The organism is Pseudoalteromonas sp. J2K-J031, assembly GCF_058197095.2.
Map to the genome: position 1 here is coordinate 2040542 of NZ_CM200279.1, position 26642 is coordinate 2067183.

22 protein-coding genes are annotated in these 26642 nt (G+C 40.2%); 4 read left to right on the plus strand and 18 right to left on the minus strand.

All coding sequences use genetic code 11. The features are described 5' to 3' along the window. Positions 1 to 70: 70 nt before the first annotated feature. From odhB to sdhC, 6 genes are all read right to left on the minus strand, one after another. Positions 71 to 1561, minus strand: coding sequence for a 2-oxoglutarate dehydrogenase complex dihydrolipoyllysine-residue succinyltransferase (odhB, locus tag AC3KZC_RS09230; RefSeq protein ID WP_490577493.1), 1491 nt, complete (start codon positions 1559 to 1561; stop codon positions 71 to 73). 2 nt (positions 1562 to 1563) lie between these two features. Continuing rightward, positions 1564 to 4380, minus strand: a complete 2817-nt coding sequence (locus AC3KZC_RS09235; protein ID WP_490577494.1) for a 2-oxoglutarate dehydrogenase E1 component — start codon at positions 4378 to 4380, stop codon at positions 1564 to 1566. Between the two features lie 100 nt (positions 4381 to 4480). Next, on the minus strand, positions 4481 to 5197 hold the full coding sequence (locus AC3KZC_RS09240) for a succinate dehydrogenase iron-sulfur subunit (RefSeq protein ID WP_490577495.1): 717 nt from the start codon (positions 5195 to 5197) through the stop codon (positions 4481 to 4483). A 10-nt stretch (positions 5198 to 5207) separates the two neighbouring features. Further along, positions 5208 to 6980 carry a succinate dehydrogenase flavoprotein subunit gene (sdhA, locus tag AC3KZC_RS09245; protein ID WP_490577496.1) on the minus strand — a complete coding sequence of 591 codons (1773 nt, stop codon included), beginning with the start codon at positions 6978 to 6980 and terminating at the stop codon, positions 5208 to 5210. Continuing rightward, positions 6981 to 7328, minus strand: coding sequence for a succinate dehydrogenase, hydrophobic membrane anchor protein (gene sdhD / locus AC3KZC_RS09250; RefSeq protein WP_490577497.1), 348 nt, complete (start codon positions 7326 to 7328; stop codon positions 6981 to 6983). After that, positions 7319 to 7696 (minus strand): succinate dehydrogenase, cytochrome b556 subunit, encoded by a 378-nt coding sequence (gene sdhC, locus AC3KZC_RS09255; RefSeq protein WP_490577498.1) that lies wholly within the window; start codon positions 7694 to 7696, stop codon positions 7319 to 7321. Before sdhC ends, sdhD begins: the two co-directional genes overlap by 10 nt. A gap of 380 nt (positions 7697 to 8076) precedes the next feature. Between sdhC and AC3KZC_RS09260 the strand changes: the two genes are divergently transcribed. Beyond that, on the plus strand, positions 8077 to 9363 hold the full coding sequence (locus tag AC3KZC_RS09260) for a citrate synthase (RefSeq protein WP_490577499.1): 1287 nt from the start codon (positions 8077 to 8079) through the stop codon (positions 9361 to 9363). A gap of 38 nt (positions 9364 to 9401) precedes the next feature. On the opposite strand, the gene AC3KZC_RS09265 is transcribed toward AC3KZC_RS09260, so the two are convergent. After that, positions 9402 to 10727, minus strand: coding sequence for an IS4 family transposase (locus AC3KZC_RS09265; RefSeq protein ID WP_518525886.1), 1326 nt, complete (start codon positions 10725 to 10727; stop codon positions 9402 to 9404). 182 nt (positions 10728 to 10909) lie between these two features. Here AC3KZC_RS09265 and AC3KZC_RS09270 point away from each other — a divergent pair, with 182 nt between their 5' ends. Together AC3KZC_RS09270 and AC3KZC_RS09275 are read left to right on the plus strand one after the other, a co-directional pair. Then, positions 10910 to 12124 (plus strand): aminotransferase class V-fold PLP-dependent enzyme, encoded by a 1215-nt coding sequence (locus AC3KZC_RS09270; protein ID WP_490580075.1) that lies wholly within the window; start codon positions 10910 to 10912, stop codon positions 12122 to 12124. A 2-nt stretch (positions 12125 to 12126) separates the two neighbouring features. Beyond that, the gene (locus tag AC3KZC_RS09275) at positions 12127 to 12537 is read left to right on the plus strand and encodes a SufE family protein (RefSeq protein WP_490580076.1); all 411 of its coding nucleotides are present in this window, start codon (positions 12127 to 12129) and stop codon (positions 12535 to 12537) included. Positions 12538 to 12570: 33 nt separating this feature from the next. Here the strand turns inward: AC3KZC_RS09275 and tcdA are convergent, their stop codons facing one another. The 7 genes from tcdA to AC3KZC_RS09310 all read right to left on the minus strand — a co-directional run bounded on the left by tcdA (position 12571) and on the right by AC3KZC_RS09310 (position 20027). Then, the gene (tcdA, locus tag AC3KZC_RS09280; RefSeq protein WP_490580077.1) at positions 12571 to 13362 is read right to left on the minus strand and encodes a tRNA cyclic N6-threonylcarbamoyladenosine(37) synthase TcdA; all 792 of its coding nucleotides are present in this window, start codon (positions 13360 to 13362) and stop codon (positions 12571 to 12573) included. A gap of 22 nt (positions 13363 to 13384) precedes the next feature. Continuing rightward, complete coding sequence (locus AC3KZC_RS09285; protein WP_490580078.1) at positions 13385 to 14044, minus strand: TIGR01621 family pseudouridine synthase; 660 nt, start codon at positions 14042 to 14044, stop codon at positions 13385 to 13387. After that, entirely contained in the window at positions 14037 to 14798 is a 762-nt protein-coding gene (kdsB, locus tag AC3KZC_RS09290; protein ID WP_490580079.1) for a 3-deoxy-manno-octulosonate cytidylyltransferase, read from the minus strand. The genes AC3KZC_RS09285 and kdsB overlap by 8 nt, the downstream gene beginning before the upstream one ends. Further along, entirely contained in the window at positions 14786 to 14983 is a 198-nt protein-coding gene (locus AC3KZC_RS09295; RefSeq protein ID WP_490580080.1) for a Trm112 family protein, read from the minus strand. The genes kdsB and AC3KZC_RS09295 overlap by 13 nt, the downstream gene beginning before the upstream one ends. Then, a complete protein-coding gene (gene lpxK, locus AC3KZC_RS09300) occupies positions 14973 to 15950 on the minus strand; it encodes a tetraacyldisaccharide 4'-kinase (RefSeq protein WP_490580081.1) in 978 nt (325 codons plus the stop codon). Before lpxK ends, AC3KZC_RS09295 begins: the two co-directional genes overlap by 11 nt. Then, complete coding sequence (gene msbA / locus AC3KZC_RS09305) at positions 15947 to 17692, minus strand: lipid A export permease/ATP-binding protein MsbA (protein WP_490580082.1); 1746 nt, start codon at positions 17690 to 17692, stop codon at positions 15947 to 15949. The genes lpxK and msbA overlap by 4 nt, the downstream gene beginning before the upstream one ends. Before the next feature lie 61 nt (positions 17693 to 17753). Beyond that, positions 17754 to 20027 (minus strand): DNA internalization-related competence protein ComEC/Rec2, encoded by a 2274-nt coding sequence (locus AC3KZC_RS09310; RefSeq protein ID WP_490580083.1) that lies wholly within the window; start codon positions 20025 to 20027, stop codon positions 17754 to 17756. Here AC3KZC_RS09310 and AC3KZC_RS09315 point away from each other — a divergent pair. Next, the gene (locus AC3KZC_RS09315) at positions 20007 to 20516 is read left to right on the plus strand and encodes a DUF2062 domain-containing protein (RefSeq protein ID WP_490580084.1); all 510 of its coding nucleotides are present in this window, start codon (positions 20007 to 20009) and stop codon (positions 20514 to 20516) included. The two genes, AC3KZC_RS09310 and AC3KZC_RS09315, sit on opposite strands and share 21 nt — an antisense overlap. A gap of 133 nt (positions 20517 to 20649) precedes the next feature. Here AC3KZC_RS09315 and AC3KZC_RS09320 read toward each other — a convergent pair whose 3' ends face one another. Genes AC3KZC_RS09320 through rlmKL form a run of 4 tightly spaced genes read right to left on the minus strand, consistent with a single transcriptional unit; the run spans position 20650 to position 26630 of the window. Further along, entirely contained in the window at positions 20650 to 22368 is a 1719-nt protein-coding gene (locus tag AC3KZC_RS09320; protein ID WP_490580085.1) for a DUF3466 family protein, read from the minus strand. A gap of 12 nt (positions 22369 to 22380) precedes the next feature. Then, positions 22381 to 24291, minus strand: a complete 1911-nt coding sequence (uup, locus tag AC3KZC_RS09325; protein ID WP_490580086.1) for an ATP-binding cassette ATPase Uup — start codon at positions 24289 to 24291, stop codon at positions 22381 to 22383. 1 nt (position 24292) lies between these two features. Next, positions 24293 to 24523, minus strand: coding sequence for a glutaredoxin family protein (locus tag AC3KZC_RS09330; RefSeq protein WP_490580087.1), 231 nt, complete (start codon positions 24521 to 24523; stop codon positions 24293 to 24295). After that, a complete protein-coding gene (gene rlmKL, locus AC3KZC_RS09335; protein ID WP_490580107.1) occupies positions 24516 to 26630 on the minus strand; it encodes a bifunctional 23S rRNA (guanine(2069)-N(7))-methyltransferase RlmK/23S rRNA (guanine(2445)-N(2))-methyltransferase RlmL in 2115 nt (704 codons plus the stop codon). Before rlmKL ends, AC3KZC_RS09330 begins: the two co-directional genes overlap by 8 nt. Between the last annotated feature and the right edge of the window lie 12 nt (positions 26631 to 26642).

The window sequence follows — 26642 nt, forward strand, 5'->3', positions numbered from 1 at the left end:
ACCTTACCTGCAAAGACTCATAAAAAAAGCCGTGAATTAGGTTCACAGCTTGTTTTATAATCAAATTCTATTACACATCAAGTAATAGACGTGTTGGATCTTCTAACAACTCTTTAATTGTCACTAAGAAACCAACTGATTCTTTACCATCGATTTGACGATGATCATAAGAAAGCGCTAAATACATCATAGGAAGTATTTCAACTTTACCATTTACAGCCATTGGGCGATCTTGGATTTTATGCATACCTAAGATAGATGACTGTGGTAAGTTAATAATTGGTGTTGATAATAACGAACCAAAAACACCACCATTAGTAATAGTGAAGTTACCGCCTGTCATATCGTCCATCGTAAGTTTACCATCACGACCTTTGATAGCTAAATCACGAATACCTTGCTCAATTTCAGCAACAGATAATTTATCACAATCACGTAATACTGGTGTCACTAAACCACGTGGTGTTGATACTGCAATACTGATATCGAAATAGTTATGATAAACAATGTCATCGCCATCAATTGATGCATTCACTTCTGGGAAGCGTTTTAATGCTTCAGTAACCGCTTTGACATAAAAAGACATAAAGCCTAAACGAATACCGTGACGCTTTTCGAATACATCCTGATATTGTTTACGAAGATCCATAATAGGTTTCATGTTTACTTCGTTGAATGTCGTTAGCATTGCGGTCGAATTTTTCGCTTCTAATAAACGATTTGCAATCGTTTTACGTAAACGAGTCATAGGTACACGTTTTTGGGTACGACCAGCAAGTGCCGCTGGTGTAGCAACAGGTGCAGAAGTTGCAGCCGGTGCTTTTAAGAAAGCATCAACGTCTTCTTTAGTTACACGTCCGCCTTTGCCTGAACCTTTGATTTTACTTGCATCTAAGCCTTTTTCCGCGATTAAACGACGTACTGAAGGTGTTAATACATCAGCTGCGCTGTCATCAGTAGCAACTGGTGCAGACGCTGCGCTTGCAGCTGGTGTTGATGCCGCAGGAGCTGCTGCAGTTGCACCAGCTAGTAATTTACCAATTAACTGCTGACCCAATACCGTTTCACCTTCGCCATGAAGTTGTTCACCCATAACGCCATCGGCAGGTGCTACGACTTCAAGTACAACTTTGTCGGTTTCGATATCAACTAAGTTTTGATCACGGCTAACTGCTTCACCTGGCTTTACATGCCAAGTTGCGATGGTAGCGTCTGCTACTGATTCTGGAAGAACTGGAACTAGAATATCCACTGCATTACCTTCTGATACTGGCGCCTGAGCCACAGGCGCGGCTGTTTGTTCTTGTACAACAGCGGTCGCGTCACCAGCGCCAATTAGCGCTATAACTTGCTGACCTAACACTGTCGCACCTTCTTGTTGAGAAATTGAAGTAACCACACCATCTTGTGGTGCAACAACTTCTAATACTACTTTGTCTGTTTCAATATCAACCAAGTTTTGATCTCGGCTAACGTTATCACCAACACTGACATGCCACGTGGCAATCGTTGCATCTGCAACTGATTCTGGAAGAACAGGTACTTTGATTTCGATAGTCATCTTTATCCCTTAGTGTTGATATTGAGCGCTGCTGCGATCAATTCATTTTGTTCTGCGGTATGAACAGACATATAACCACATGCTGGTGAAGCGGATGCTTTACGACCTGCATATGATAATTTTGCACCTGCTGGAATCGCATCAACAAAATGATGTTGAGAACAGTACCAAGCACCTTGATTTTGAGGTTCTTCTTGACACCAAACAAAGTCTTTTACATGTTGGTAATTAGCCATTAAATCCGCCATCTCTTTATGAGGGAACGGATAAAGCTGCTCAACACGTACGATTGCAACATTGTTCAACTCTTTTGCACGACGTTCTTGTAATAATTCGTAGTACACTTTACCACTACAGAAAACCACACGATCAACACTTTCCGATTTAATATCATCAATTTCACCAATGATATTTTGGAATGTACCGTCTGCTAGCTCTTCTAAAGTCGACACAGCAAGCGGATGACGTAATAGTGATTTTGGTGTCATTACAATTAATGGACGACGCAGAGGACGAACCTGTTGGCGACGAAGCATTGCATATACTTGAGCGGGAGTAGAAGGAACACATACTTGCATATTGTGGTCAGCACAAAGTTGCAAGAAACGCTCAAGACGCGCTGAACTGTGCTCAGGACCCTGACCTTCGTAGCCATGGGGTAACATCACTGTTAAACCACATAAACGGCCCCATTTTTGTTCACCCGAGCTTAAGAATTGATCAAAAACAACTTGTGCACCATTAGCGAAGTCACCAAATTGTGCTTCCCAAAGGACTAAAGTCGTTGGCTCTGCAGTGGCATAACCATATTCAAATGCAAGTACTGCCTCTTCAGATAACACAGAATCGTACACTTCAAACATACCTTGGTTTTCACTGATATTTTGCAGTGGAAGGTAAGTTGATGCATCTTTTTGATTATGAACAACAGCATGACGATGGAAGAATGTACCACGGCCCGAATCTTGACCTGTCATACGAATTTCTGTGCCATTATCAACTAAAGTTGCATAGGCTAATGTTTCAGCCATACCCCAATCGAGAAGTTTTTCACCTGTTGCCATTAACTTACGATCATCGTAAATTTTTTGAACACGTGAATGCGCTTTATGACCTTGAGGGATAGTTGCAATCTTATTAGCTAGCTCTTTAAGCTTATCGATATTAACTTTTGCATCATACGGTGTATCCCAATCGTGACCAACAAATTTAGCCCAATCAGAAGAATGCTTTGTTTCAGGCGCTATCTCAGAAACAACACACTTACCACCATCTAAGCTATTACGGTACATATCAGCTAAATATGAACTTTCTTCTAAAGGTATCACACCTTCAGCAGCAAGCTGTTTAGCATAAATTTCACGAGGAACCGGATGTTTTTTGATTTTTTGATACATTAAAGGCTGAGTTGCGTTTGGCTCATCAGCTTCATTGTGACCATGGCGACGGTAACAAACTAAATCAATAACCACATCACGTTTGAATTGATTTCTAAAATCAAGTGCTATTTGTGTTACCAATGCAACGGCTTCTGGATCATCAGAATTAACATGAAAAATCGGTGCCTGAACCATTTTAGCAATATCAGTACAGTATTCTGTTGAACGTACGTCTTCTTTTTTAGACGTGGTGAAACCAACTTGGTTATTCACTACGATACGTACTGTACCACCAACACTAAATGCTCGCGTTTGTGACAGGTTAAATGTTTCTTGAACAACACCTTGACCAGCAATCGCAGAATCTCCGTGTATTGTGATCGGTAATGCTTTTGAGCCCGTATTACGACCTAAGCGATCTAAACGTGCGCGCACTGATCCCATAACAACTGGGTTTACAATTTCTAAATGCGATGGGTTGAATGAAAGTACCATATGAACATTACCACCTTTAGTAGTAAAGTCAGATGAATAACCCATGTGGTATTTTACATCGCCAGAGCTTGTCGATTTAATTTTGCCAGCAAATTCGTCAAATAATTCAGAAGGGTTTTTCCCCATGACATTGATAAGGACATTTAAACGACCGCGATGGGCCATGCCGATAACAACTTCTTCTTGACCGCTTTCACCAGCGCGGTGGATCAGTTCCTTCAACATAGGAACAAGAGAATCACCACCTTCTAACGAGAAGCGTTTTGCACCAGGAAACTTTGCTCCAAGAAACTTTTCGAGGCCATCTGCAGCCGTTAAACCATGAAGAATACGTAATTTAGTTTCTTTATCAAACTGTGGTTTAGAATGAATGGCTTCTAAGCGTTGTTGTAACCAACGTTTCTCTTCTGTAGAGGTGATGTGCATATATTCTGCACCAATCGAACCACAGTAAGTTTTTTGCAACGCGGTATAAAGTTCACCCAAAGGCATAGTATCTGTTGCAGATGCAAATGAGCCGACATTAAACTCACGGTCAAAATCTGATTCAGAAAGGTCATGGTAAGAAAGTTCTAAGTCACGGACTCGCTCTCTTTTCCATAAATTAAGTGGATCTAAGTTAGCGTTTTGATGACCTCTAAACCTAAATGCATTGATAAGTTGCAATACCTTAACTTGTTTTGCATCATCGGCATTACCACCAACTACCGTCACTTCTCTGTGCTTGTTTTTTGCAAGCTGAACAAATTGTGCTCGGATTTCAGAATGTTTACTTTCGACATCGACCCCATCTACCTTAGGTAATTGGTCGAATAATTGACGCCACTCTTCTGATACAGAAGTGGCATCGTCTAAGTACGATTCGTACAGATCTTCTACATAAGCAACGTTACCGCCGTTTAAGTGAGAAGACTCTAGCCATGCCTTCATTACACCTTCGTGCATTTATATGCCCTTTTCTCTAGCGCAGAAATCAAAATAAAATTAAAGCGCAAAAGCTAAATAAATCAATATTTAGCTTTTGCGAAACCCAAATAACTAGCGATTAAACCGCACGGTTTAAAAGCATAGATTTAATATGTCCAATGGCTTTTGTCGGATTCAAACCTTTTGGACAAACGCTGACACAGTTCATGATACCGTGACAACGGAAAACACTGAAAGCATCGTCTAAATCAGCTAATCGCTCTTCGGTAGCCGTATCACGGCTATCAATTAAAAAGCGATACGCGTTTAATAAACCTGCTGGACCGATAAACTTATCAGGATTCCACCAAAATGATGGGCATGATGTTGAACAACATGCACATAATATACATTCATATAGCCCATCTAATTTATCACGATCTTCAACAGATTGGTAACGCTCACCCGCTGCTGGTGTGTCATTTATCAAATATGGCTTTACTTTTTCATACTGAGTGAAAAATTGTGTCATATCGATAATTAAATCACGGATCACAGGTAAACCTGGTAACGGACGAATAACAATCGCTTTATTACTTCCCTTTGTCAATTCAGACAATGGTGTAATACAAGCAAGACCATTCTTACCATTCATGTTCAAACCATCAGAGCCGCACACACCTTCACGACAAGAACGACGGAATGACAATGTTGGATCTTGTTCTTTTAACTGTAAAAGAGCGTCCAATACCATCATATCACGGCCTTCTTCAGCCTCGAGTGTATAGTCTTGCATTCTAGGCGCATTATCGATATCAGGATTATAACGATAAACAGAAAATTTTAACGTAGCCATTGTTTATCTCCTAGTAAGTACGCGCTTTAGGTGGGAATGCTTCACGTAAAGTTGGTGCAAAGTTTACCTCACGTTTACTCATAGATTCAGAAACTGGATTATAAATTGAGTGACATAACCAGTTTTCATCATCACGTTCTGTAAAATCTTGACGAGCATGAGCACCGCGAGATTCAGTACGGAAGTTTGCCGCTAAAGCCGTTGAGAAAGCTGTTTCCATTAAATTATCTAACTCTAAGCACTCAATACGGGCAGTGTTAAAATCAGATGACTTATCATCTAAACGAGCATGTTTTAAACGCTCACGGATTTCTTTAAGTTCCGCAAGACCTTGAGCCATTGCATCACCCTCACGAAATACAGAGAAATTTAATTGCATACACATTTGCAGATCTTTTTTGATCTGAACAGGATCTTCGCCTTGTCCAGGCTTTGAAGTTTCCCAACGATTTAAACGAGATAAAGATTGTTCTAGATCAGAATCTGACGCTTCACGACCAAATTCTTTATTCGCTAAGTATTTACCAAGGTATAAACCTGCAGCACGACCAAATACAACCAAATCAAGTAACGAGTTACCACCTAAACGGTTTGCACCATGTACTGATACACATGCAATTTCACCAACAGCAAATAAACCTTCAACAACGGTTGAGTTACCATTTGCGTCAATGTTTAAAGCTTGACCATTAACATTGGTAGGCACGCCACCCATTTGATAATGGCAAGTAGGAATAACAGGAATAGGCTCTTTTGTAGGATCAACATGGGCAAATGTTTTCGATAAATCACACACGCCTGGTAAACGTAAATTAAGCGTTTCTTCGCCTAAGTGATCAAGTTTTAACTTGATGTGTGGACCCCATGGACCGTCACAACCACGACCTTCACGGATTTCAGTCATCATAGAACGTGCAACAACATCACGGCCGGCTAAATCTTTTGCATTTGGCGCATAACGTTCCATAAAACGTTCGCCATCTTTATTTAAAAGATAACCACCCTCACCACGACAACCTTCAGTTACAAGTACACCAGCACCTGCAATACCTGTCGGATGGAACTGCCACATTTCCATATCTTGTAGTGTTACACCAGCACGAGTTGCCATACCCACACCGTCACCAGTATTGATATGCGCGTTTGTTGTTGATGCAAAAATTCGTCCTGCACCACCCGTTGCTAATACAACCGCTTTAGATTTGAAATAAACAACTTCACCAGTTTCGATTTCAATTGCCGTACAACCAACAACTGCACCGTCTTGGTTTTTAACTAAATCAAGTGCATACCACTCAGAATAAACGTTTGTTTTATTCTTAACATTCTGTTGGTATAAACAATGTAGTAACGCATGGCCGGTACGGTCAGCGGCTGCTGCTGTACGCGCAGCTTGCTCACCACCGAAATTCTTTGATTGACCACCAAAAGGACGTTGATAAACACGACCATTTTCAAAACGTGAAAACGGTAGACCCATATTTTCTAATTCAGTAATCGCTTCTGGGCCTGTCTTACACATATATTCAATAGCGTCTTGGTCGCCGATAAAATCAGAACCTTTAACAGTATCGTACATATGCCATTCCCAATTATCTGGGTGTGAATTACCCAAAGCAACTGTGATACCACCTTGGGCAGAAACAGTGTGTGAACGGGTTGGAAATACTTTAGAAATTAAGGCACAAGTTTTTCCAGACTCAGAAATTGATAGCGCCGCGCGCATACCTGCACCACCGGCACCGATTACAACAGCATCGAATTCACGGACAGTATAATTCACTTAAACACCCCACAATACAAATAAGCCAACAGCAACATATGCGAAAGCCATCAAATTCAATACAAAGCTTACAATTGCACGAAGTTTTGCACACTTAATGTAATCAGTCAGCACTTGCCATAAACCGATACGAGTATGAATCATCATGCAAACAAGCGCAGCCAAAGTGAACACTTTCATTGCCAGATTTGAAAACAAACCTTGCCAAGCTTCATAAGTGACTTCTGGGGTAGCTATAAAATAGCCAAGAATAAATAATGCATATGCCGCTAATACTAGCGCCGTTGCACGTAATGAGACAAAGTCTTGTACACCATCACGCTTTAAAGAAGCTTGATTTAAAACCATATCCATACTCCTGCTGCTGCTGCTAATACAACCCAAAGTGCAATTGCAGCTTTGGCACTAGCGTTGCCTGATTCAAGCTCTTCCCAATATCCCATCTCCATGATTAAGTGACGGAAACCGCCAATTAAGTGGTAAATAAGAACAGTAAGTGTGCCCCAAGCGATGAATTTTGCGATAAAGCCGGTAAATAGGCCTTTAACAAACTCAAAACCTTGAGCTGAAGAGAGTGATTCTGACCAAGCCCAAATTACGAATGTTAAAGCAAAAAACAAAGCTACACCGGTAATACGGTGAAGAATTGACGCTTTAGCTGTCGCTGGCATTGATATAGTCGATAAATCTAGATTTACAGGTCGTTGCTTTTTCACAGTTACTTGCCCATCTGACTCTTTAAAGAGTCCAACTATTGTGTTGTTGTCAACCCACTCTTTTTAGAGTGGAACCATCAAAGTTATTTGCTATTCCTAGGTGACGAACCTAAGATAAATCAGTCAAATTCACTTAAGACGTAGCGGTGTTAAACCTACCACAGTATATATAGCCACTGACCATATTACAATTCTTGTTTAATTAGAGCGGCTTGCGAATTAGCCTTTGGTATAATATTTAATCTCTACAGAATATTTATTATGCATACGTGCATTAAAATTGACTTTCATAGTGGTTTTTACGTTAAAATGAACTTAACGTGCTTATAATCAGTATAATAACTAACAATCAGAAATTGTTATCATAGGAGAGTATTTAGATGGCCGACAATAAAGCCACAGTCCATATCGATGGTCTAGACCCAATTGAGTTACCAATTTATTCTGGAACAGCAGGTCAAGATGTTATCGATGTCCGCACATTAGGTGCACATGGCTATTTCACATATGACCCTGGTTTTATGTCTACAGGCTCTTGTGAGTCTGCTATTACCTACATCGATGGCGCCAAAGGTATTTTATTACACCGTGGCTACCCAATTGATGAGCTCGCTCAACATTCACATTATTTAGAACTATGTTATTTGTTATTGGAAGGTGAATTGCCGACTGAAGAACAAATGACTTTGTTTGCGCGTGAAATTACTACCAATACAATGATGCACGAAAAAATTGCATCATTCTTCCAAGGGTTTCGCGTTGATGCACACCCAATGGCAATGCTTTGTGGTGTTGTGGGTGCGCTATCATCTTTTTATCATGATGATATCGATATCACCGATCCAGAACAGCGTAAAACAAGTGCGATTAAATTAGTTGCAAAATTACCAACAATTGCTGCTATGGCTTACAAATATACAATCGGTCAACCATTCGTTTATCCACGCAATGATTTAACTTATGCAGAAAACTTCTTACACATGATGTTCTCTGTACCAGCAGAAGAATACAAAGTAAGTCCTGTTCTTGCAAAAGCAATGGATCGTATATTTATGCTTCATGCTGACCATGAACAGAATGCGTCAACTTCAACTGTTCGTCTTGCTGGTTCTTCAGGTGCAAATCCTTATGCATGTATCGCGGCAGGTATTGCCTCATTATGGGGTCCTGCTCATGGTGGTGCCAATGAAGCGTGTTTAAACATGCTTGAAGAAATTGGTTCTGTCGAGCGCATCGATGAATACGTCGCAAAAGCAAAAGACAAAAACGATCCATTCCGTTTAATGGGTTTTGGTCACCGTGTTTACAAAAACTTTGACCCTCGTGCGACAGTAATGCGTAAAACATGTCACGAAGTACTTGCTGAGTTAAATATTCAAGATCCATTGTTAGACGTTGCAATGCGTCTTGAGCAAATCGCACTTGAAGATCCGTATTTTGTTGAGAAAAAACTATATCCAAATGTTGATTTCTATTCAGGTATCATTTTAAAAGCAATTGGTATCCCAACTAATATGTTCACTGTTATTTTTGCAATGGCACGCACCGTTGGCTGGATCTCACATTGGGACGAAATGCTATCACAACCAGGTCATAAGATTGGTCGTCCACGTCAATTATATACTGGTTACACTAAGCGTAATTTTGTTAAAACAGAACAACGTTAAGTTTTTAATGAAAAAAGGCCGCTTCAGCGTAATGCCGTTCACTTAAGGTGAGCGGCTTTTTTATTTTTAGCCACAGGGTAGCGGTTTTTCGATACTTTTAGTGTTCTTGGGTAACTTCGTTCTCGTTTTCCCTCTAGCTTAAATTGATTGGCATTTCTTTCTATTTCTAATATCAGTCCGGGGACATTACCGGGCGCATAAATTGGCATCATAGTCAGCTTATGGATGATGTGTGATGAGGCATCTCTAAAGCTTAGTTGGTTTGGGAAAACACTCTTGAGCGACTTCGCCATCAGGACCATCTTATAGCGGATTAAGTTGTACGCCAACAGCACCCCCCATAACTCCTGTCTAATGAGCTCTGGTAAGTTGCTTCTTAACGTAAACCTACTTGCCAACAAGTGTTGCTTCATTTCTCGGTAGCCCATCTCTATTTCCCAGCGATGGCTATAAAGGTCGACTATTTCTGCCGATGGATATGCCATAGGGTCGACCATGGACGTGAGTATTTTGACTTCTTTTCCTTTGATTAGTTTGGTGATAAGTCGCACGTCCATTGTTAAGGGCAACTCTGGTCGCTTTTTTCTCGCTTGAGGTGTGGTGGTTAGGCGGATGAGTTTATCTTGCCTGCCAAGACGTTTGATTTCCTCATACTGTACGTTCTTCTTTAGCGGTAATAACCAATGTGTGTTGATGCCTTTATGCTGCCAATCATGTAACAAGCCTAGTGAGTAAAAGCCTTTATCAAACAATGTTAGGCTGTTATCTGGTACACGTGCTATGAGCTGTGCTGCCAGTGTCATCTCATTTTCACTCACGCTACTCAATGCACTATCAAGAATTAAGTGGCTACTAAGCTCCATCAGACATACCATTCGTACCTGAGGATAGCCTGCTTCACTGGCTTTATTCGCTGTACGGGCAAAGGCTGCGCTGTTTTCTTTACTATCGGGCGTGCGCCATACAACGCCATCAACACCAAATAAGTTCAGACCACACCAATGGGGATGCTCAGCTCGCTCATGCCACTTCTGTGCTGAGAGATGAAATACATCTCGAACCACATCACTGCCTAGCTTCTTTCTCGCTTGTGTCACGGCACTGCGTGCGACGTAATCAACATCCTGCGGTAATACAATATCGAGCTTGTTGATGAGCAGGCGGACTGATTCAGTGCGAAAAAGTGACATACCTATCACGGCCCAAATCATTGCATCCATAGGCAGCTTGCGTTTACGCAATGTGGCCACACCATTAGAGGCTAAACACGATTGAATAATTTCGGGGTCTAGGACATCCGCTAATGACGAAAATTCGGTAAGGCGGTTAATTGAGGTGCGTGCTAAGGCTTCTGACAGTTCCATAAAAAAATCCGATGACATGTGGGTTCATCGGATTGTTACATCTACAGAAGATCGGTCAACCGATCAGTAAAATATTTCTTAACTGATCGGCATTACGCTTCAGCGGCCTTTTTTATTTCCCTTGCCATCCAGACTAAAAACCTTAAAATGACCGTTTTTATTGGCTAGAAGAACTTTTTTCGATGCAACCTCCTGAAAAACTTCGTGATGACTTCCCTATTTTTTCATCAACAGCAAACGACAAACCGCTTGTTTATCTTGATTCAGGTGCGACATCACAAAAGCCACAACAAGTCATCGATCGTTTAAATCAGTTTTATTGCAACGAAAATGCTAATGTACATCGCGGTATTCATTTTCTAAGTGAGAATGCAACACGGCATTATGAAGACGCGAGAGTTAAACTTGCCGACTACTTACAAGTCAATAGCAACGAAGTAGTATGGACAAAAGGTGCAACCGAAAGCATTAACCTAATAGCACATGGACTTACCCACTTAGTGAAAGATTCCGATACTATCGCTATTTCAGCCCTTGAACATCATGCCAATATTGTTCCTTGGCAACAAGTATGCGAAACAACAGGGGCTCACCTGCTCATTTTACCTATTAATGAAGTGGGTATATTAGACCTACCGCAAGCAAAAATATTACTTGAAAAATATCGGCCAAAAATTCTAGCACTTAGTCATGCCTCAAACGCCTTAGGCAACATTCAGCCCATTGAAGAGTTAATCCAATTAACTAAAACATTTAATACCATTAGCGTTATAGATGGAGCACAAGGCTTTTTACATCTCAGACCAAACCTAACACAAATTAACTGCGATTTTTATGTATTATCAGCTCATAAAGCACTAGGACCAACGGGCTTAGGCGCATTTTATGGCCGTTATGACTTGCTTTGTCGCATGCCCGTTTATCAAACTGGCGGTGAAATGATCCAGCAAGTGACGTTTGAAAAATCCACCTTTGCACTACCACCAGGTAAATTTGAAGCTGGTACACCTAACATCAGTGCGGTAATTGGTTTTTCAGCCGCTCTTGATTATTTAAATCAACTAGATCATCACACGCTCTATCAATACGAACAAACTTTATTGCAATACCTTATTTGTCAGTTACAAATCATTGAGGGCATCACGCTTTTTGGTGACTTACAGAACAATATAGGCACGATCAGTTTTAATTATAAAGATGAACATCCTTTTGATATTGCAACCTTACTAGATCAATTTGGTGTTGCGGTACGCTCTGGGCATCACTGCACTCAACCATTAATGAATTGCCTAAAAGTAACTGGTACAATCAGAGTAAGCCTTGCGTTTTATAATAATAAACACGATGTAGATAATTTTATAAATGCATTAAATTCAACCATTTCAATGTTAGAGTAATTATGCCGACTCAGTATCCCACGCTCAAATCAACGCTTATTTCTTTACCAACGTGGCAAGATAAATACCGCGAAATTATGCTCCTTGGTAAAACGTTACCACCACTGCCTAACGAGTTGAAAGTTGACAGTGCGAAGGTCTCTGGCTGTGAAAGTAATGTTTGGCTTTATTTATCCTTGGATGAAACAGAAACCAGCCTATTGGTTGTTGCAGATTCGGATACACGAATTGTTAAAGGGCTTATTGCTTTAATTGTGAATTGTTTTAATGGTTTGACTCCAGCGCAAGCACTTGAAGTAAATATAAGTGATGAATTTGATCAAATGGGTTTACTAAAGCATTTAAGCCCATCTAGAGGAAACGGGATCAAAGCGATTGTCGCAATGATCCAGCAATACAGTCAACATTATTGATTCAAGTTAGCTCTATAATGTAAATCTATTACTTCATTTATTTCGTTGCTGTTTTTCTAAGTATTTTTTTATTGCTTTTGAGGCCGCAAAAAAACCAAACGTTCCAGTGACCATAGTTAACGAACCAAAACCATTTGCACAATCCATGCTTAATGAGCCATCAGCTTGTTGTTTGGCTTGGCAAACACTGCCATCAGCCATTGGGTAAGTGAGCTGTTCAGTTGAAAATACACAGTCAACACCAAATTTACGTTTAGGGTTATCGCTAAAATTATACTTTTTTCGCAATAAATAACGCACTTTGGCTAACAATGGATCTTGCGTGGTTTTTGCCACATCACCATATTGTATTTGACTCGGATCGCTTTGCCCACCTGCACCGCCAGTGGTAAAAACGGGTATTTTTTGACGTTTACAGTGTGCTATAAGTGCTGCTTTTACAGGTACTTGATCGATACAATCAACAACATAATCAAACTTAACTAAATGAGTTCGAATATTATCAAGTGTTAAAAAGTCATCAATTAGGTGCACTTGGCAATCTGGATTAATCGCCAAGATCCGCTCTTTCATAGCAACAATTTTCTCAGCTCCAATGGTTGAGGTTAATGCATGAATTTGGCGATTAATATTAGTGGTGCAAATATCATCTAGGTCTATCAAGGTGATCTGGCCGACACCACTTCGCGCAAAAGCTTCAGCAACCCAACTACCGACACCGCCTATGCCTATGACACAAAAATGTGCTTGAGATAACCAAGTTAATTGCTCAGTACCATATACGCGGCGAACACCGCCAAAACGGTTATCATATTCAGGGGTCATGTTATTCATCTTTAAAATAATATTACCAGTCAAGTGCCCAGGGGCATGACCAATCATTGAGGATAGCGAGACACGCAGGCGTTGTATATTGTGCGCCCACTGTGGGTGCACACAATAGGTGAATTGCTTCTTCTTGCCAATCAAACCAAAGTGCCATTGCATGTAGATATGTGCGATCAGCTGGAGTGCCGCCGTATAATTCATCACCTAAAATCGGTGCCGAAATGCTCTTTAATGCCACCCGTAATTGATGTGTTTTACCGCTCAAAGGCTTGAGTAAATACCCTCTTAAACCCGGCCCAAGCGACGTCGAATAAAAACGTGTGATCGCAGGATTTTCAATTGATGTCATCAGTTTATATGCACCACGACGAGCTTTAGCCATATCCCCTTTTATCCAACCTTGTTTCTTTTTCGGTTTCTGATCAGACAGCGCGAAATACGCTTTATGAATTAATCTTTGACTAAACATTTGGGTAAAGTGGGCAGCCGCCTGGCTACTTCGGGCTAAAATTAACAACCCTGAAGTCAGTTTATCTAGGCGGTGCACCGCATAGAGTTTTTCTTGGCATTGTTGCTCTGCAAGCACAACAAAACCGGCTTCAGTTTCACTATGAAAACTCATACCGGCAGGTTTGTTAAAAATATAAAAATCAGCGTGACGATAAACTATCTCAAGCATGCTGATTAAATACCGCTCTAACGCGCTCTAAATCTTCTAATGTGTCGACACCGGCTTCAGGCATCACTTTGGCTTGCTCAACCTTGATGCTTCTTCCATGATATAGCACACGTAATTGCTCAAGCGCTTCAATTTTTTCAAGTGGCGAAGGCGTAAACTGAATATATTCTTTAATAAAACCAGCACGATACGCATAAATGCCAACATGGCGCTGATAAAAGTCACCAATGTCGTTCACTACCGCTTTATTTAAAAAGCGCTCTCTATCATACGGAATGGTTGCACGTGAAAAATATAGGGCGTTGGCAAACTTATCACTGACTACTTTGACTGCATTTGGGTTAAATGCTTCTTCAACAGATTCAATAGCAACACTTAATGTCGCCATCGGTGCTGTTGATTGTGCTAATAATTGTGCGACTTGGCTCACATTTTCAGGAGCAAGTAACGGCTCATCACCTTGCACGTTTACCACAATGGTATCATCGGATAAGTTCAGCAACTCAACCACCTCAGCTAAACGCTCTGTGCCTGACTCATGACTATCCTTTGTCATTAAGACATCTGTTGTAAATTTTTGACAAGCTTCAAAAACCGCTGGATGATCAGTCGCAATTACCACATGCTTGGCGCCCGAAAGCATTGCTTTTTCATACACATGTTGGATCATTGGCTTGCCAGCAATATCCGCTAATGGCTTTGCAGGCAAACGTGTAGAAGCATAACGCGCCGGTATAATCACTACGAATTCCACTGTTCCACCTCGTCATGGCTCAACTCTCTGGCTTCATTTTCGAGTAAAACCGGAATATCTTCGCGGATAGGATAAGCAAGCTTTGCTTGCGTACTAATAAGTTCTGCATTTGCTTTGTCGTAACGCAACTTGCCTTTTGTGACTGGGCACGCAATTATTTCAAGAAGTTTTATATCAAAGGCCATGAATGATCCCTTTTTTAATTAAGAGTGAGGTTAATGCATTTTTGGCAGTCTCATTGAGCTGCGCATCAACTTTTAAATAATACCAATTCGGTTGTGCAAAAGAGGTGCATTTTACCGCGTCTTTTTCTGTCATATATACAGTGTCTGATGATACGTTTGCAAAATCTGTAGGGCTAAAATGATGATGATCCCGAAAGTGGACACAGCTTTTAATTTGTACACCAAAATCCGCTAAACTTTTTTCAAAGCGCTCTGGATTGCCAATGGCAGAAATTGCAATCCCTGATGTAAATGGTGCTGAGTATTGCTGCTGTTTAGCCACACTATACAAACCCGAAGCCACTAATTGATAATGCATGGGTGCGCCGCCCCCATTTTCAATCACTAAATCAACTGTGTTTAAACGACAGGGTAATTCACGCAAAGGGCCCATTGGCATCAAAAAACCATTACCAAACTGGCGTTTGGCATCCACGATACAAATCTCAATATCGCGTTTCATTTTATAATGTTGCATTCCGTCGTCAGAAATAATGACATCAGGTTGAAAGTGCTCAATGGCAAGAGCAATATTATCGACACGATTAGGACCAACAACAACGGGTACACGAGTTCGTTTATGAATTAAAACAGGCTCATCCCCCGCCTCTGTCGCGTCTGTTTGATGGGTTACAATCAGCGGGTAATCGGCGTTCATACCGCCATATCCTCGGCTTATCACAACGACTTTTTTTTGCTGTTGTAAAAGGTATTCACACAGCCAAATAACCATTGGGGTTTTACCATTGCCACCGACTGAGATATTACCAACCACAATAATAGGCACATCAAATTGAGGCGTTTTTAGCCAATTAAACTGGTATAAAGCTTTACGTACGCTGCTAATGCACCAAAATAGCAGTGCTAACGGAAACAACAGCCACGTCCAACCAAAGGGTTTATACCAACTGCGTTCGATACTGCTCACATTGATTCGCCCAGTTGCATTTTCACCAAAGCGGCATAAGTGCCCTCTTTAGCTAATAAAGCTTGGTGATTACCGTGCTCAAGCACTCGACCATTATCAATGACATAAATGCAATCCACCGCTTCAATCGTTGATAAGCGATGCGCTATCACTATCGATGTTTTATTTTTCATCAAATCTTCAAGCGCAAGTTGGATAAGCTTTTCTGATTCGGTATCGAGTGCAGATGTGGCTTCATCTAAAATTAAAATCGGCGCATCTTTAACTATTGCACGCGCAATGGCGATACGTTGGCGTTGGCCACCTGACATCATCACACCATTTTCGCCCACCATGGTATCTAAACCATCCGGTAAGTCTTTAACAAACTCCCAAACATGTGCTTTTTTGGCAATTTCAATTAATGCCTCATCGTCTATCGCTTGGGTTTGGCCATAACAAATATTGTTACGAATGGTATCGTTGAATAACACCACTTGTTGAGATACCAAAGCAAATTGCTTACGTAAATCTTTCAATTTGTAGTGCGGCAATGGTAAGCCGTCTAAAGTAATCCCTTCAGGATCTGCTAAGTCGTAATAACGGGGCAACAAATTAGATAACGTCGATTTTCCTGAGCCAGAGCGCCCAACAAAGGCCACACTTTGCCCTGCAGGAATAGACAAAGATACATTATGCAGTACAGCTTCTTCTTTTAACGGATAGGCAAAGGTTAAGTTTTTAACTTCGATATGTCCTTGCGCGCGCACAAGAGAAATAGTGCCTTCATCTTTTTCAAGTTCAGTGTCTAAAATTTCAAATACGCTTTGTGCCGCAGCCACACCACGTTGTAAATCACTGTTAACATTGGCAATTTGTTTTAATGGGCGCAACATTAGCATCATTGATGAAATTAAAGCGACAAATGTTCCGGAGCTGATTGAATTAATCATAGAAGGCAAAGCAATTACCGCCAGAATAGCAGCCATGGACGACGCCGCTAAAATTTGAATCACCGAGACACTCAAAGCCTTAGTTGAATCCATTTTCACTCGTTGGCGACGATTGTGATTGTTAATTACCGCAAAACGGCTCACCTCTTGCTGTTGGCCACCAAATCCATGGATCACCTTGTGACCCTTCAGCATTTGTTCTGAGCTGCGGGTGACATCCCCCATTGCTGATTGAATTGTTTTAGATATTTTACGAAAACGTTTAGAAACAACACTGACTACAATGGCAACAAATGGGGTCACTAATAAAAAGATTAACGATAGTTTCCAGCTTGCCTCAAACATCACAAACAGTAAAAAGACCACATAGGCTCCCTCTCTGATCAGAACTAACAAGGCCTTAGTGATCGCCTGCTCAACTTGCTCTGTATCGTACGTGATTTTTGAAATCAGATTACCACTAGAATGGTTATCATGAAATGCAACTGGTAGATTGAGAATATGTTCAAATAAACTTTGGCGTAATCGCGAAACAACTTGTGAACCAACATAGCTTAAGCAATAACTCGACATAAAATTAAATATGCCACGAGCAATAACCAACGCAATAACCACATAAGGTGCTGCGTTCAATATCTCTGCATTTTGTTGATTCAAACCTTCGTCAATAAAAGGTTTCATTAAACGCACAAACAGTGCATCCATCGCTGAATAGCCCAGCATGCCAATAACGGCAAATGCGGCTACAAATTTAAATTCCTTAGTGTAGCTAAATAAGCGTTTATATATTTGAGAAGAGTCGGCAGTCATTTATCAGCTCTTTGGCGAAAATCAGCGGCTATTGTAGCCTCGTGCAAGGTAAAACCCAAACTCAATTCGTTAAAAACCAATATCTTTGTTCAGCACGAGCGGAACTGATTTTTATCTCTTGATCAAAGACCTCAAAGGTAATTCCCCCCAATTGAGCCGTTTGCATTTGTTTTACCCCTGCTTGATGATAACGTAACTGCACTTGTGCATGAGGCATATTCCATCGGCTCCAGCGCGCATTAGCATGGATCACATACTCAGGTTGTACATGTTTAATAAACAACTCGCTCGATGAGCTTTTGCTGCCATGATGAGGGCTTATCAGTAAATTTGATCGTAAATTGGGATAGTACTTTATTAATGCTCGCTCCGCATCTTGATGAATATCACCAACGAGTAATACCGAAAAAGACCCATCGGTGATTTGAACAATACAAGAGTTATTATTTCTAATGGCTTTAATACTAATAGGCCCAAGAATATGAACGCTTAACCCTTCAAACGTATGCGTTTGAGGCAAGCACATGTTTGGATTACCTTTCGGATCGGTGCCAAATAAAACAGTGTGGCCTAGCCCCTTTTTATACCAATACTCCAAGCCGCCTGCATGATCATTATCAGCATGACTAATAATTGTTTGCTGCACAGTGAGGTGATGCGCGATGATAAAAGGTAATATTTGAGACTCAGCAACACTGTAGCCATTAGTAAATTTCGCCCCTAAATCATATACGAGTGCTTGATTATTTCGGCTGATCACCACACTCAGCCCATGCCCTACATCAAGCATTGTTATTTTCCAACTTGCGCCTGTTGAAAAATTCAAACTAGACAGTAACGCCGCTATTGGTAGCCACAATATCCTTCTTAATACCGTAAACACAATAAATATTAGTACAAGGTATATAAGCACTAATTGCTGCCATGTTAATAGACCTAAATCTAGCCAAAAACTATCTAGAGGTAAGGTTAAAAAACCATTAATGATATTCGATATTATCTGGTCAAATAGCAGTAAAGGTTCGTTAAAGTTGAATAAATAAGCAATCATAATAGCGATTAGCATCATAGGCAAAAACACGCTAAAGAGCGGCAACACCATGATGTTGATCGCACTACTGGCCAAAGACACACCAGAAAAATAAAACCAACTTAATGGCATTAACCCGATAAAAAGCCCCAGCTGAAGCACAATGAGCATCACTAATGTTTGCTTTAGAGTGACCATCGTTACGTTCTTAATAACACGCTGATAAACAAGTAAAATAATTGCAACTGCGACAAATGAAAAATACAAACCAGGGTTGAGTAACTCAAACGGATTAAATAATACAACCACCACCAATGCTGATAGTAATGCCTGCGCACTGATATAACGCTTTTTAGTCCAGTATAAACATACCAAAACTGTCAGCATTAAAAAGGCACGTAATGCTGACACCATAAAATCGCTTAACCAAACATAAATAAAGGCACTGAATAACCCCAAATAACTGTAAAACCGATTAAGGTTGATTGTTTGCGAACATTGAATGGGGACAATGATTACTAACCATTTGATGATAAAAAATGCGGCTGAGTAAACAATGCCAATATGCAATCCTGAAATAGCTAAAATGTGGCTTAGTCCAGCTAACTTAAACTGCTCTTTTAACGAAGGGCTCAAAAAAGATTTATCACCAAAAAGTAACGCAACAAATAAACCATGTTGTGCAGTCGGTTTGATGACCTCGTGTAAGGCATTCTTAAAAGTAGACTCGAGTCTAGTGACTACGTGATCCGTAATCTCATTTCCTATGAAATACCCTTTTGCTTTAATTCCTTTATAAAAAGCATGTAATTCATAGTTAGGAAGGCCATGATTTCGATAGGTATTATGCGGCTTGAGTTTTGCGTTTACGCTAAACCGATCTCCAACGGTTAAATTATGCTGGTATTGGTAAATCGTTAAATTGGCATACACTTTTTGTATTGGATTGATCGCAACGTGGTTTACTTGATGTAATTTCACTTTACAAAATGCTTTGTCGCCTTCTTCTTTAAGTTCAATAACTGTCGCTTGAATAGCATATTCAGCCCCTCGGTAATAAGTCGGCAAATGCCAGCTATAAACTAGATGGTAATATGTTAGTACGTAACAAACGGCAAAGCCTATTGCAAAACAAACTCCTCTAAATTGCGCATAAAATAGACTTATAAAGACTGATAAGAGGATAATGGCAAAAAATACTGGCGTATTAAGAAAAAACAGCGACAATACACAACCAAAGACAAATCCAAAACTGATTTGACTAAAAGGGAATGATTTACCGCCATGCCAAAAAAAACAATCCAACGCTTTTTACCTGATCATAAAAAAATAAAAGAGAATAAAACGTTAAGTATTTTTGGTGATGTTTTACATGATGCCAATCTATGGCATTTAAATCGTCGCTCAGCACGAGGGGCTTTTGCGGTAGGTTTATTTTTTGCTTTCATCCCTGTTCCTTTTCAAATGCTGCTTGCAGCTGCAGTCGCAATTCCATTACGAGTTAATTTACCGCTATCTGTTGCATTAGTATGGTTAACTAACCCATTAACTATGCCTCCTATTTTCTATGGCTCTTACCTTGTAGGTGTCGCTGTTTTAGGGCATGAAAAGCAAGAGTTTGCCTTTGAACCTACATTGCAGTGGTTAGAAGCGAGCATCTCAAGTATAGGCCCTGCTTTTATTGTTGGCTCTTTAATATGCGCCACAATTGCTTCCATAGTAAGCTTTTTAGTAGTCGATTTATTATGGCGTCGCTCAGTGCGCAAAGCATGGTTAACTCGTCATAATAAATAAAACCCTATTAAGTAAAAAAACCATTTTAAGCAGACCTTAAAATGGTTTTTTATATGAGATAATTGCGAACAACGCTAAAAACAAAAAAAGGCTAATATAATATTAGCCTTTTTCTTTGATGCCTAACCCAGTATTAACGGCGACGACGCAACGCAACCAAAGGCAACATTAAAAAACTTAGCCACGCTAAACTTCCACCTTGTCTTTCATAAGGTTCTTGCACAGTAGGTGGACAAGTCTCCAAAGAGCCTGCAATTGGTGTTAACTTAACTGGGACGATAATACTTTCGTATTCTTCTTTACCGCTTGAATCAACTACAACTTGGCCAAGTGAATTACGTTTCTTAACCGTTTTAGTTGCAGAGCCGATAATTTCATTGTTTTCATTAATGGCAATCGCTTCTCTGACTCTATACGGATAAGCAGTTTTACCATCTGTATCGTAACAAGGTAAGAAACTGTTTACGCTTGAGAATGTATTGGTATTTAAATCATACAAAAAACCTTCTCTTCGACGATTTGATGAAGTACTTGTTTCAACCTCACCTTCACCGACTATAAAGCCAGCGTTATTAATGTCATGTGCTACGGAGCTTGAACTTGAGAAAAAGTCCGTTGGAAAGACGGTTTCACCGGTTGCAATATTATGATAAAAGAACTTAGTGCGAACTACACCACTAATAGATTTAGCGTGGTATCCGGTAATAATATTGCTGTCATTAATATCGACTGCTTTACCTGAAATACCGCGGAAATAGTTATCCTGAATCACGATAGGCGTTACAACACCGTTATTGAAATACACAGGCTGTGAAACCCAACCATTGTCATCTTTCCATCGTAAATCAGAATACCCAACCGCAATCCCTAACGTATTAACACCAAGTGCCGAACTTCGAAACGCATTTCCTTCATCTTCTTTAGGCGTTAGCCCAAGGCCAAGATTTTCAACACTAGTAACATTTAAATTACTGTCTAAACGCCATAACGAGGCACGTCTGTCAAACAATGACACATCTGCTGTTTTAAAACTCCAAATACAAACCTCTGTTGGTTCATCTTTGTTGTCACAGTTGTCATCAAGATTTTTTTGACGATCTTCAGGAATGCCAATCGAAGTGTCACCTACAACAAGATAGCCACCATCGGCTAACTGTTTGATGTCAGTTGCGATTGATACGCCACCATGCGTACTATAAATAGGCTCAAGCAACGTTTGCTCACCCGTAGCAGAAATAACGACTCCCCGCGCTTCAAAATCACGCACAAAGTATGTAGCTTCGTCTTTGCCATCAGGTGTAAATTGCACTTTACTATAAGGTGATGTACCCCAACCCGCTTTTACACCATCTTGTGCTATCGCAGTATAATAATTGGTTGTTGAACGCGTTAGGCCATCAAAATCAACTGACGGGACATCAAATAAAGTCACTTCATTAACTGAACTTGAAAAATCCACCGCAATTTGGTCAGAGATTTTTTGCCACTTTGGATCTCGAGTACGTGACTGAATCACACCGACAATAAAGGTCAAAGCATCAGCGTTAATCACCCCATTTTTGATATCATCAAGGGTAAAAGTGATTGTTTTATCTATCGACTCTTCATATTTTTTTTGATTGTTATAAGCCGTTTTAAGAGTGTTATCGTCATAATCAATAATTTCATTATCAATTTTTATACCAAACTCACCTCGCGTAATTCCAATGGCTTGGCCATTATCATTAAAGGCTGTTACATAGGCATGTTTTGCTGTTTCTTTTGAGCCTAGCTCTTCTAATTTATATGTCGCAGCCCAAACACTTGGTGCGAACAAAGCCGCTAACGACGCAGCTAATACTGTATATTTCATTCTACATCCCTACTACTGATTCTGTAGTTGTTCTAATTCTTCCCAGCGTTCAAACGCAGCTTCGAGCTTCGACTCAGCTTGAGAGAGTTGATTTAACGTCTTTTGTGTAAACTCACTGTCTTGTTTGAAAAAGTCAGATGAGTTTACGACTTCTTGAACCTTGCTGATATCTTCTTCTAATTGTTCCATTAAAGCAGGCAATTGCTCTAGCTCTAATTTTAATTTATAAGATAACTTATTGGTTTTTTTTTCAGCTGGCGGTGTAACCTGTTCCGGTTTGTCAGCCATTTTTACCACGTCTTTATACTTTGCTTCTTGCCCTGCAAGTTGTTGTTGATACTCTTCATAATCAGAATACCCGCCAACAATTTCAGTTATTTGGCCATTGCCTGAAAAGCCCCAAACACTGGTACAGGTATTATCAATAAACTCACGGTCATGACTGACCACTAATACGGTACCTTGGTACTGGCCTAAAATATCCTCTAATAATTCGAGTGTTTCGACATCTAAATCATTGGTAGGTTCATCCAAAACCAAAATATTTGATGGTTTTAAGAATAGCTTGGCCAGTAACAAACGATTTTTTTCACCACCAGAGAGTGCTTTAACAGGGGAGCGTGCTCGTGCAGGCGGGAATAAAAAGTCTTGTAAGTAGCCAAGTACATGGCGATGACGTCCACCGATAAGAACTTCTTGTTTACCCTCTGCCACATTATCTTGCACTGTTGCCTCCTCATCAAGCAATGCACGATACTGATCAAAATAGGCAACCTCTAAGTTAGTACCTTGTTTAACCGAGCCCGAAACCGGATCAATTTGACCAAATAGCAGTTTTAATAACGTTGTTTTACCAATTCCATTAGGGCCAACTAAACCGATACGATCGCCACGAATGGCGAGCGTGGTAAAATTTTGTACGGTGACTTTATCGCCATAGTTATGGCTTAAATTAATCGCTTCAAAAACTAACTTACCAGAGCGCTGTGCTACTTCAATATTAAAATCAGCTTTACCAAGTTTATCAACACGTTGCTTACGCTCTTTGCGTAAATCTTTTAATGCACGCACACGACCTTCGTTACGCGTACGGCGTGCTTTAATCCCTTGGCGGATCCATGTCTCTTCTTCAGCTAAACGCTTATCAAAAAGAGCATTTTGAGTTTCTTCAACTTTCAAAGCATGGGCTTTTTGTTCAAGATATAACTCATAGTTGCCAGGATACGAGACTAGCTTACCACGGTCTAAATCAATAATGCGTGTCGCCATTGAGCGAATAAACGCACGGTCATGAGAAATAAAAATGATCGAGCCTCGATATTCTTTTAAAAACTGCTCTAACCATAAAATACTTGCCATATCCAAGTGGTTAGTCGGTTCATCTAAAAGCAATAGATCTGGCTCGCTCACTAACGCACGGGCCAGTGCTACTTTTCTAAGCCAACCACCTGATAGTGATTCTAACTTTGTATCCGGGTTTAACTGTAACTTAGTTAAAATCAGCTTAATCTGCGTTTCAAAACGCCATGCATCGTTGCTTTCAAGCTCATTTGACAAACGCTCTAAACGATTGAGTAACTTATCAGTGCACTCAGTTTGTAATTGAATACTTAAATGATGAAAATCAATCAGTAATTGCGCAACACCAGGTAAACCCGCAGCAACATAATCAAATACTGTACCGGTTGCCCCCTTTGGTGGGTCTTGCTCTAAACGCGCAATTTTCAACCCATTAACTTGGTTGATGTCACCTTCATCAAGCTTTACTTGGCCATCAAGCACTTTAAGTAAAGTTGATTTACCAGCGCCATTTCGACCGACGATACACACTCGCTCATTTGTTTCTATTAATACATCCGCACTATCAAGTAACGGATGAGTGCCATACGCAAGTTTGGCTGAGGTAATTCGAATTAAATCCATATTATTTTAGTACTTCTTGAATTTGCTGAGCATTAAACGGCCACTTTAGCAGTGCTTGTGTTAAGCAATTTTGAGCCACCGGAATGTCACATTGGTATAGGTTCATCATCGCCTCATTATCAACAATATCGATACTGTTTATTTCTGAGGCGCTAAAAAAATGAAGCAATAGCTCATACGCTTGCTCGCAAAGATGGCAGCCTTGCGTATGATATAAAACAACCTTATGCATAGGTGATTAACCATGAGTTGTGGATGTTTTTATTACGATTAAAATCAGGAGATAACGTTTGATCAGTAATATTTTTTGCTTTTAAACCAAGCGCTTCAAGAGCTTCTTGATCAATTTTAAAGCCACGCTTGTTGTTTGAAAAAAGTAACGTGCCTGTTGGGCTTAAAATATTCTTAACCCAAGTAAAAAGCTTAATATGATCACGTTGCACATCAAAGGCATCTTCCATTCGTTTTGAATTCGAAAACGTCGGTGGATCAAGAAAAATTAAGTCGTATTGACCGGTTGCGTGTTCAAGCCACTTTAAACAATCTGCTTTTTCAAAATGATAACGTGCATTTTTAAGATTGTTCAGAGCAAAATTCTCTTGCGCCCAGTCTAAATAGGTTTTTGACATATCGACTGTAGTCACTGACTTGGCACCGCCTAACGCAGCATGAACTGAAGCCGAGCCCGTGTAAGCAAATAAGTTTAAAAAGCGTTTATCTTGGCTATTTTGCTGAATATAGCGGCGTGCTAAACGGTGATCTAAAAATAAACCTGTGTCTAAATAATCATGCAAATTCACTTTAAATTTTGCACCGTATTCAGTCACAGTAAAAGACTCATTGCGTTTAGCAAAAGATTGATATTGCGCATCGCCTTTTTGACGTTTACGCTGCTTTACAACCACTTTGTCAGGATTGATTTCTAACTGCTGACCCGTTAAAAAAATCACATCTTGTAAGCGCTTATGTGCAACTTCTTCATCAATTTGTTTTGGTGGGGCGTATTCGTAAACAATCACGTGGTCAAGGTATACATCAACAGCCACGTTATATTCTGGGATATCGGCATCGTATAAACGATATGCAACCACTTCATCTTTTTTAAGCCATTTTTTTAGTGCTTGGTTATTTTTCTTTAAACGGTTACCAAACGCTTCTGAAGCTGGATAATTTAATCCTGTTTGTGCCTCGGATTGCTGAACTTGTTTTTCATCTAATAAATAATTATTTAATAAACAATCAATTGGACCATTTTTAAATTTGTACTGCTTATGCTTAACCAATTTAAGAAGTTTAAGTAACGACTCATCTGAACCAAACATCGACACATGCCAATTAGCAAAGTGTTGTTTCAAACCTTGTCCTAATAAACGATATAAACTGATTAACTCAGCCGTACCACCTAAACGCTCGCCATAAGGTAAGTTAGAAATCACAACTCCTGGGCGTTTTGCAACCGCCTTTAATTTAGTTGCATCACCTTGCTCTAAGGTAATGATCTGACCAAATCCAGCTTTACGGCAGTTATCTTTTGCTTTACCTAATACATGGCGGTCCACATCATGACCAATCACATATAAGTTTGGTGACGTTGCTTGAGCTGCTAGTTGCTCTTTTAATTCTAGAAATGGTGTTTCTTTAAAAGTTGGTAACCGTTCAAAAGCAAATTGTTCGCGCTCAAGGCCAGGCGCTTCATTTCGCGCCATTGAAACAGCTTCGATTAATAAGGTGCCAGCACCACAACACGGATCATAAAGTGGTTGAGTGATGTCGTTGAGCCAGCCGCTACGTTTTATTAAGGCAGCTGCAAGGTGTTCTTTGATTGGGGCCTTACCTTGAGCAGTTCGATAGCCACGCTGTGACAATGACGGTCCTGAATAATCAATGTAAATATTGACTGTTTCACGATTTAAACGCGCCACAACCCGAACATTGGGCTCTTGTTTATCAACATTGGGGCGAACTTCGTATAAATCTTGGAAATAATCAACGATTGCGTCTTTGACCACTAGACCAGCAAATTGAGTGTTTTTTAGTTCTGTATTAGTACCTGAAAAATCGACTAAAAATGTTTGCTTTGGCCCAAAATACTCTTGCCAAGGTTGGAAACGAGCAAAGTTATAAAGCGCTTCTTTATCTTTAATGGCATCTTTGCTGGCAATCAGCATCATAATTCGAGTCGCAAAACGCGATGATAAACAAATTTTTTGTGCAGTCAGCGTATCTGACTCAAATGTGACAGAACCAACCGTTAATTTAAGCACCGAAGCACCTAGTTGTGTCAGTTCATCTTGAAGAAGTTGTTCGATACCAATCGAAGTAAGTGCGATAAAGTGCAAAGTCATAACCCT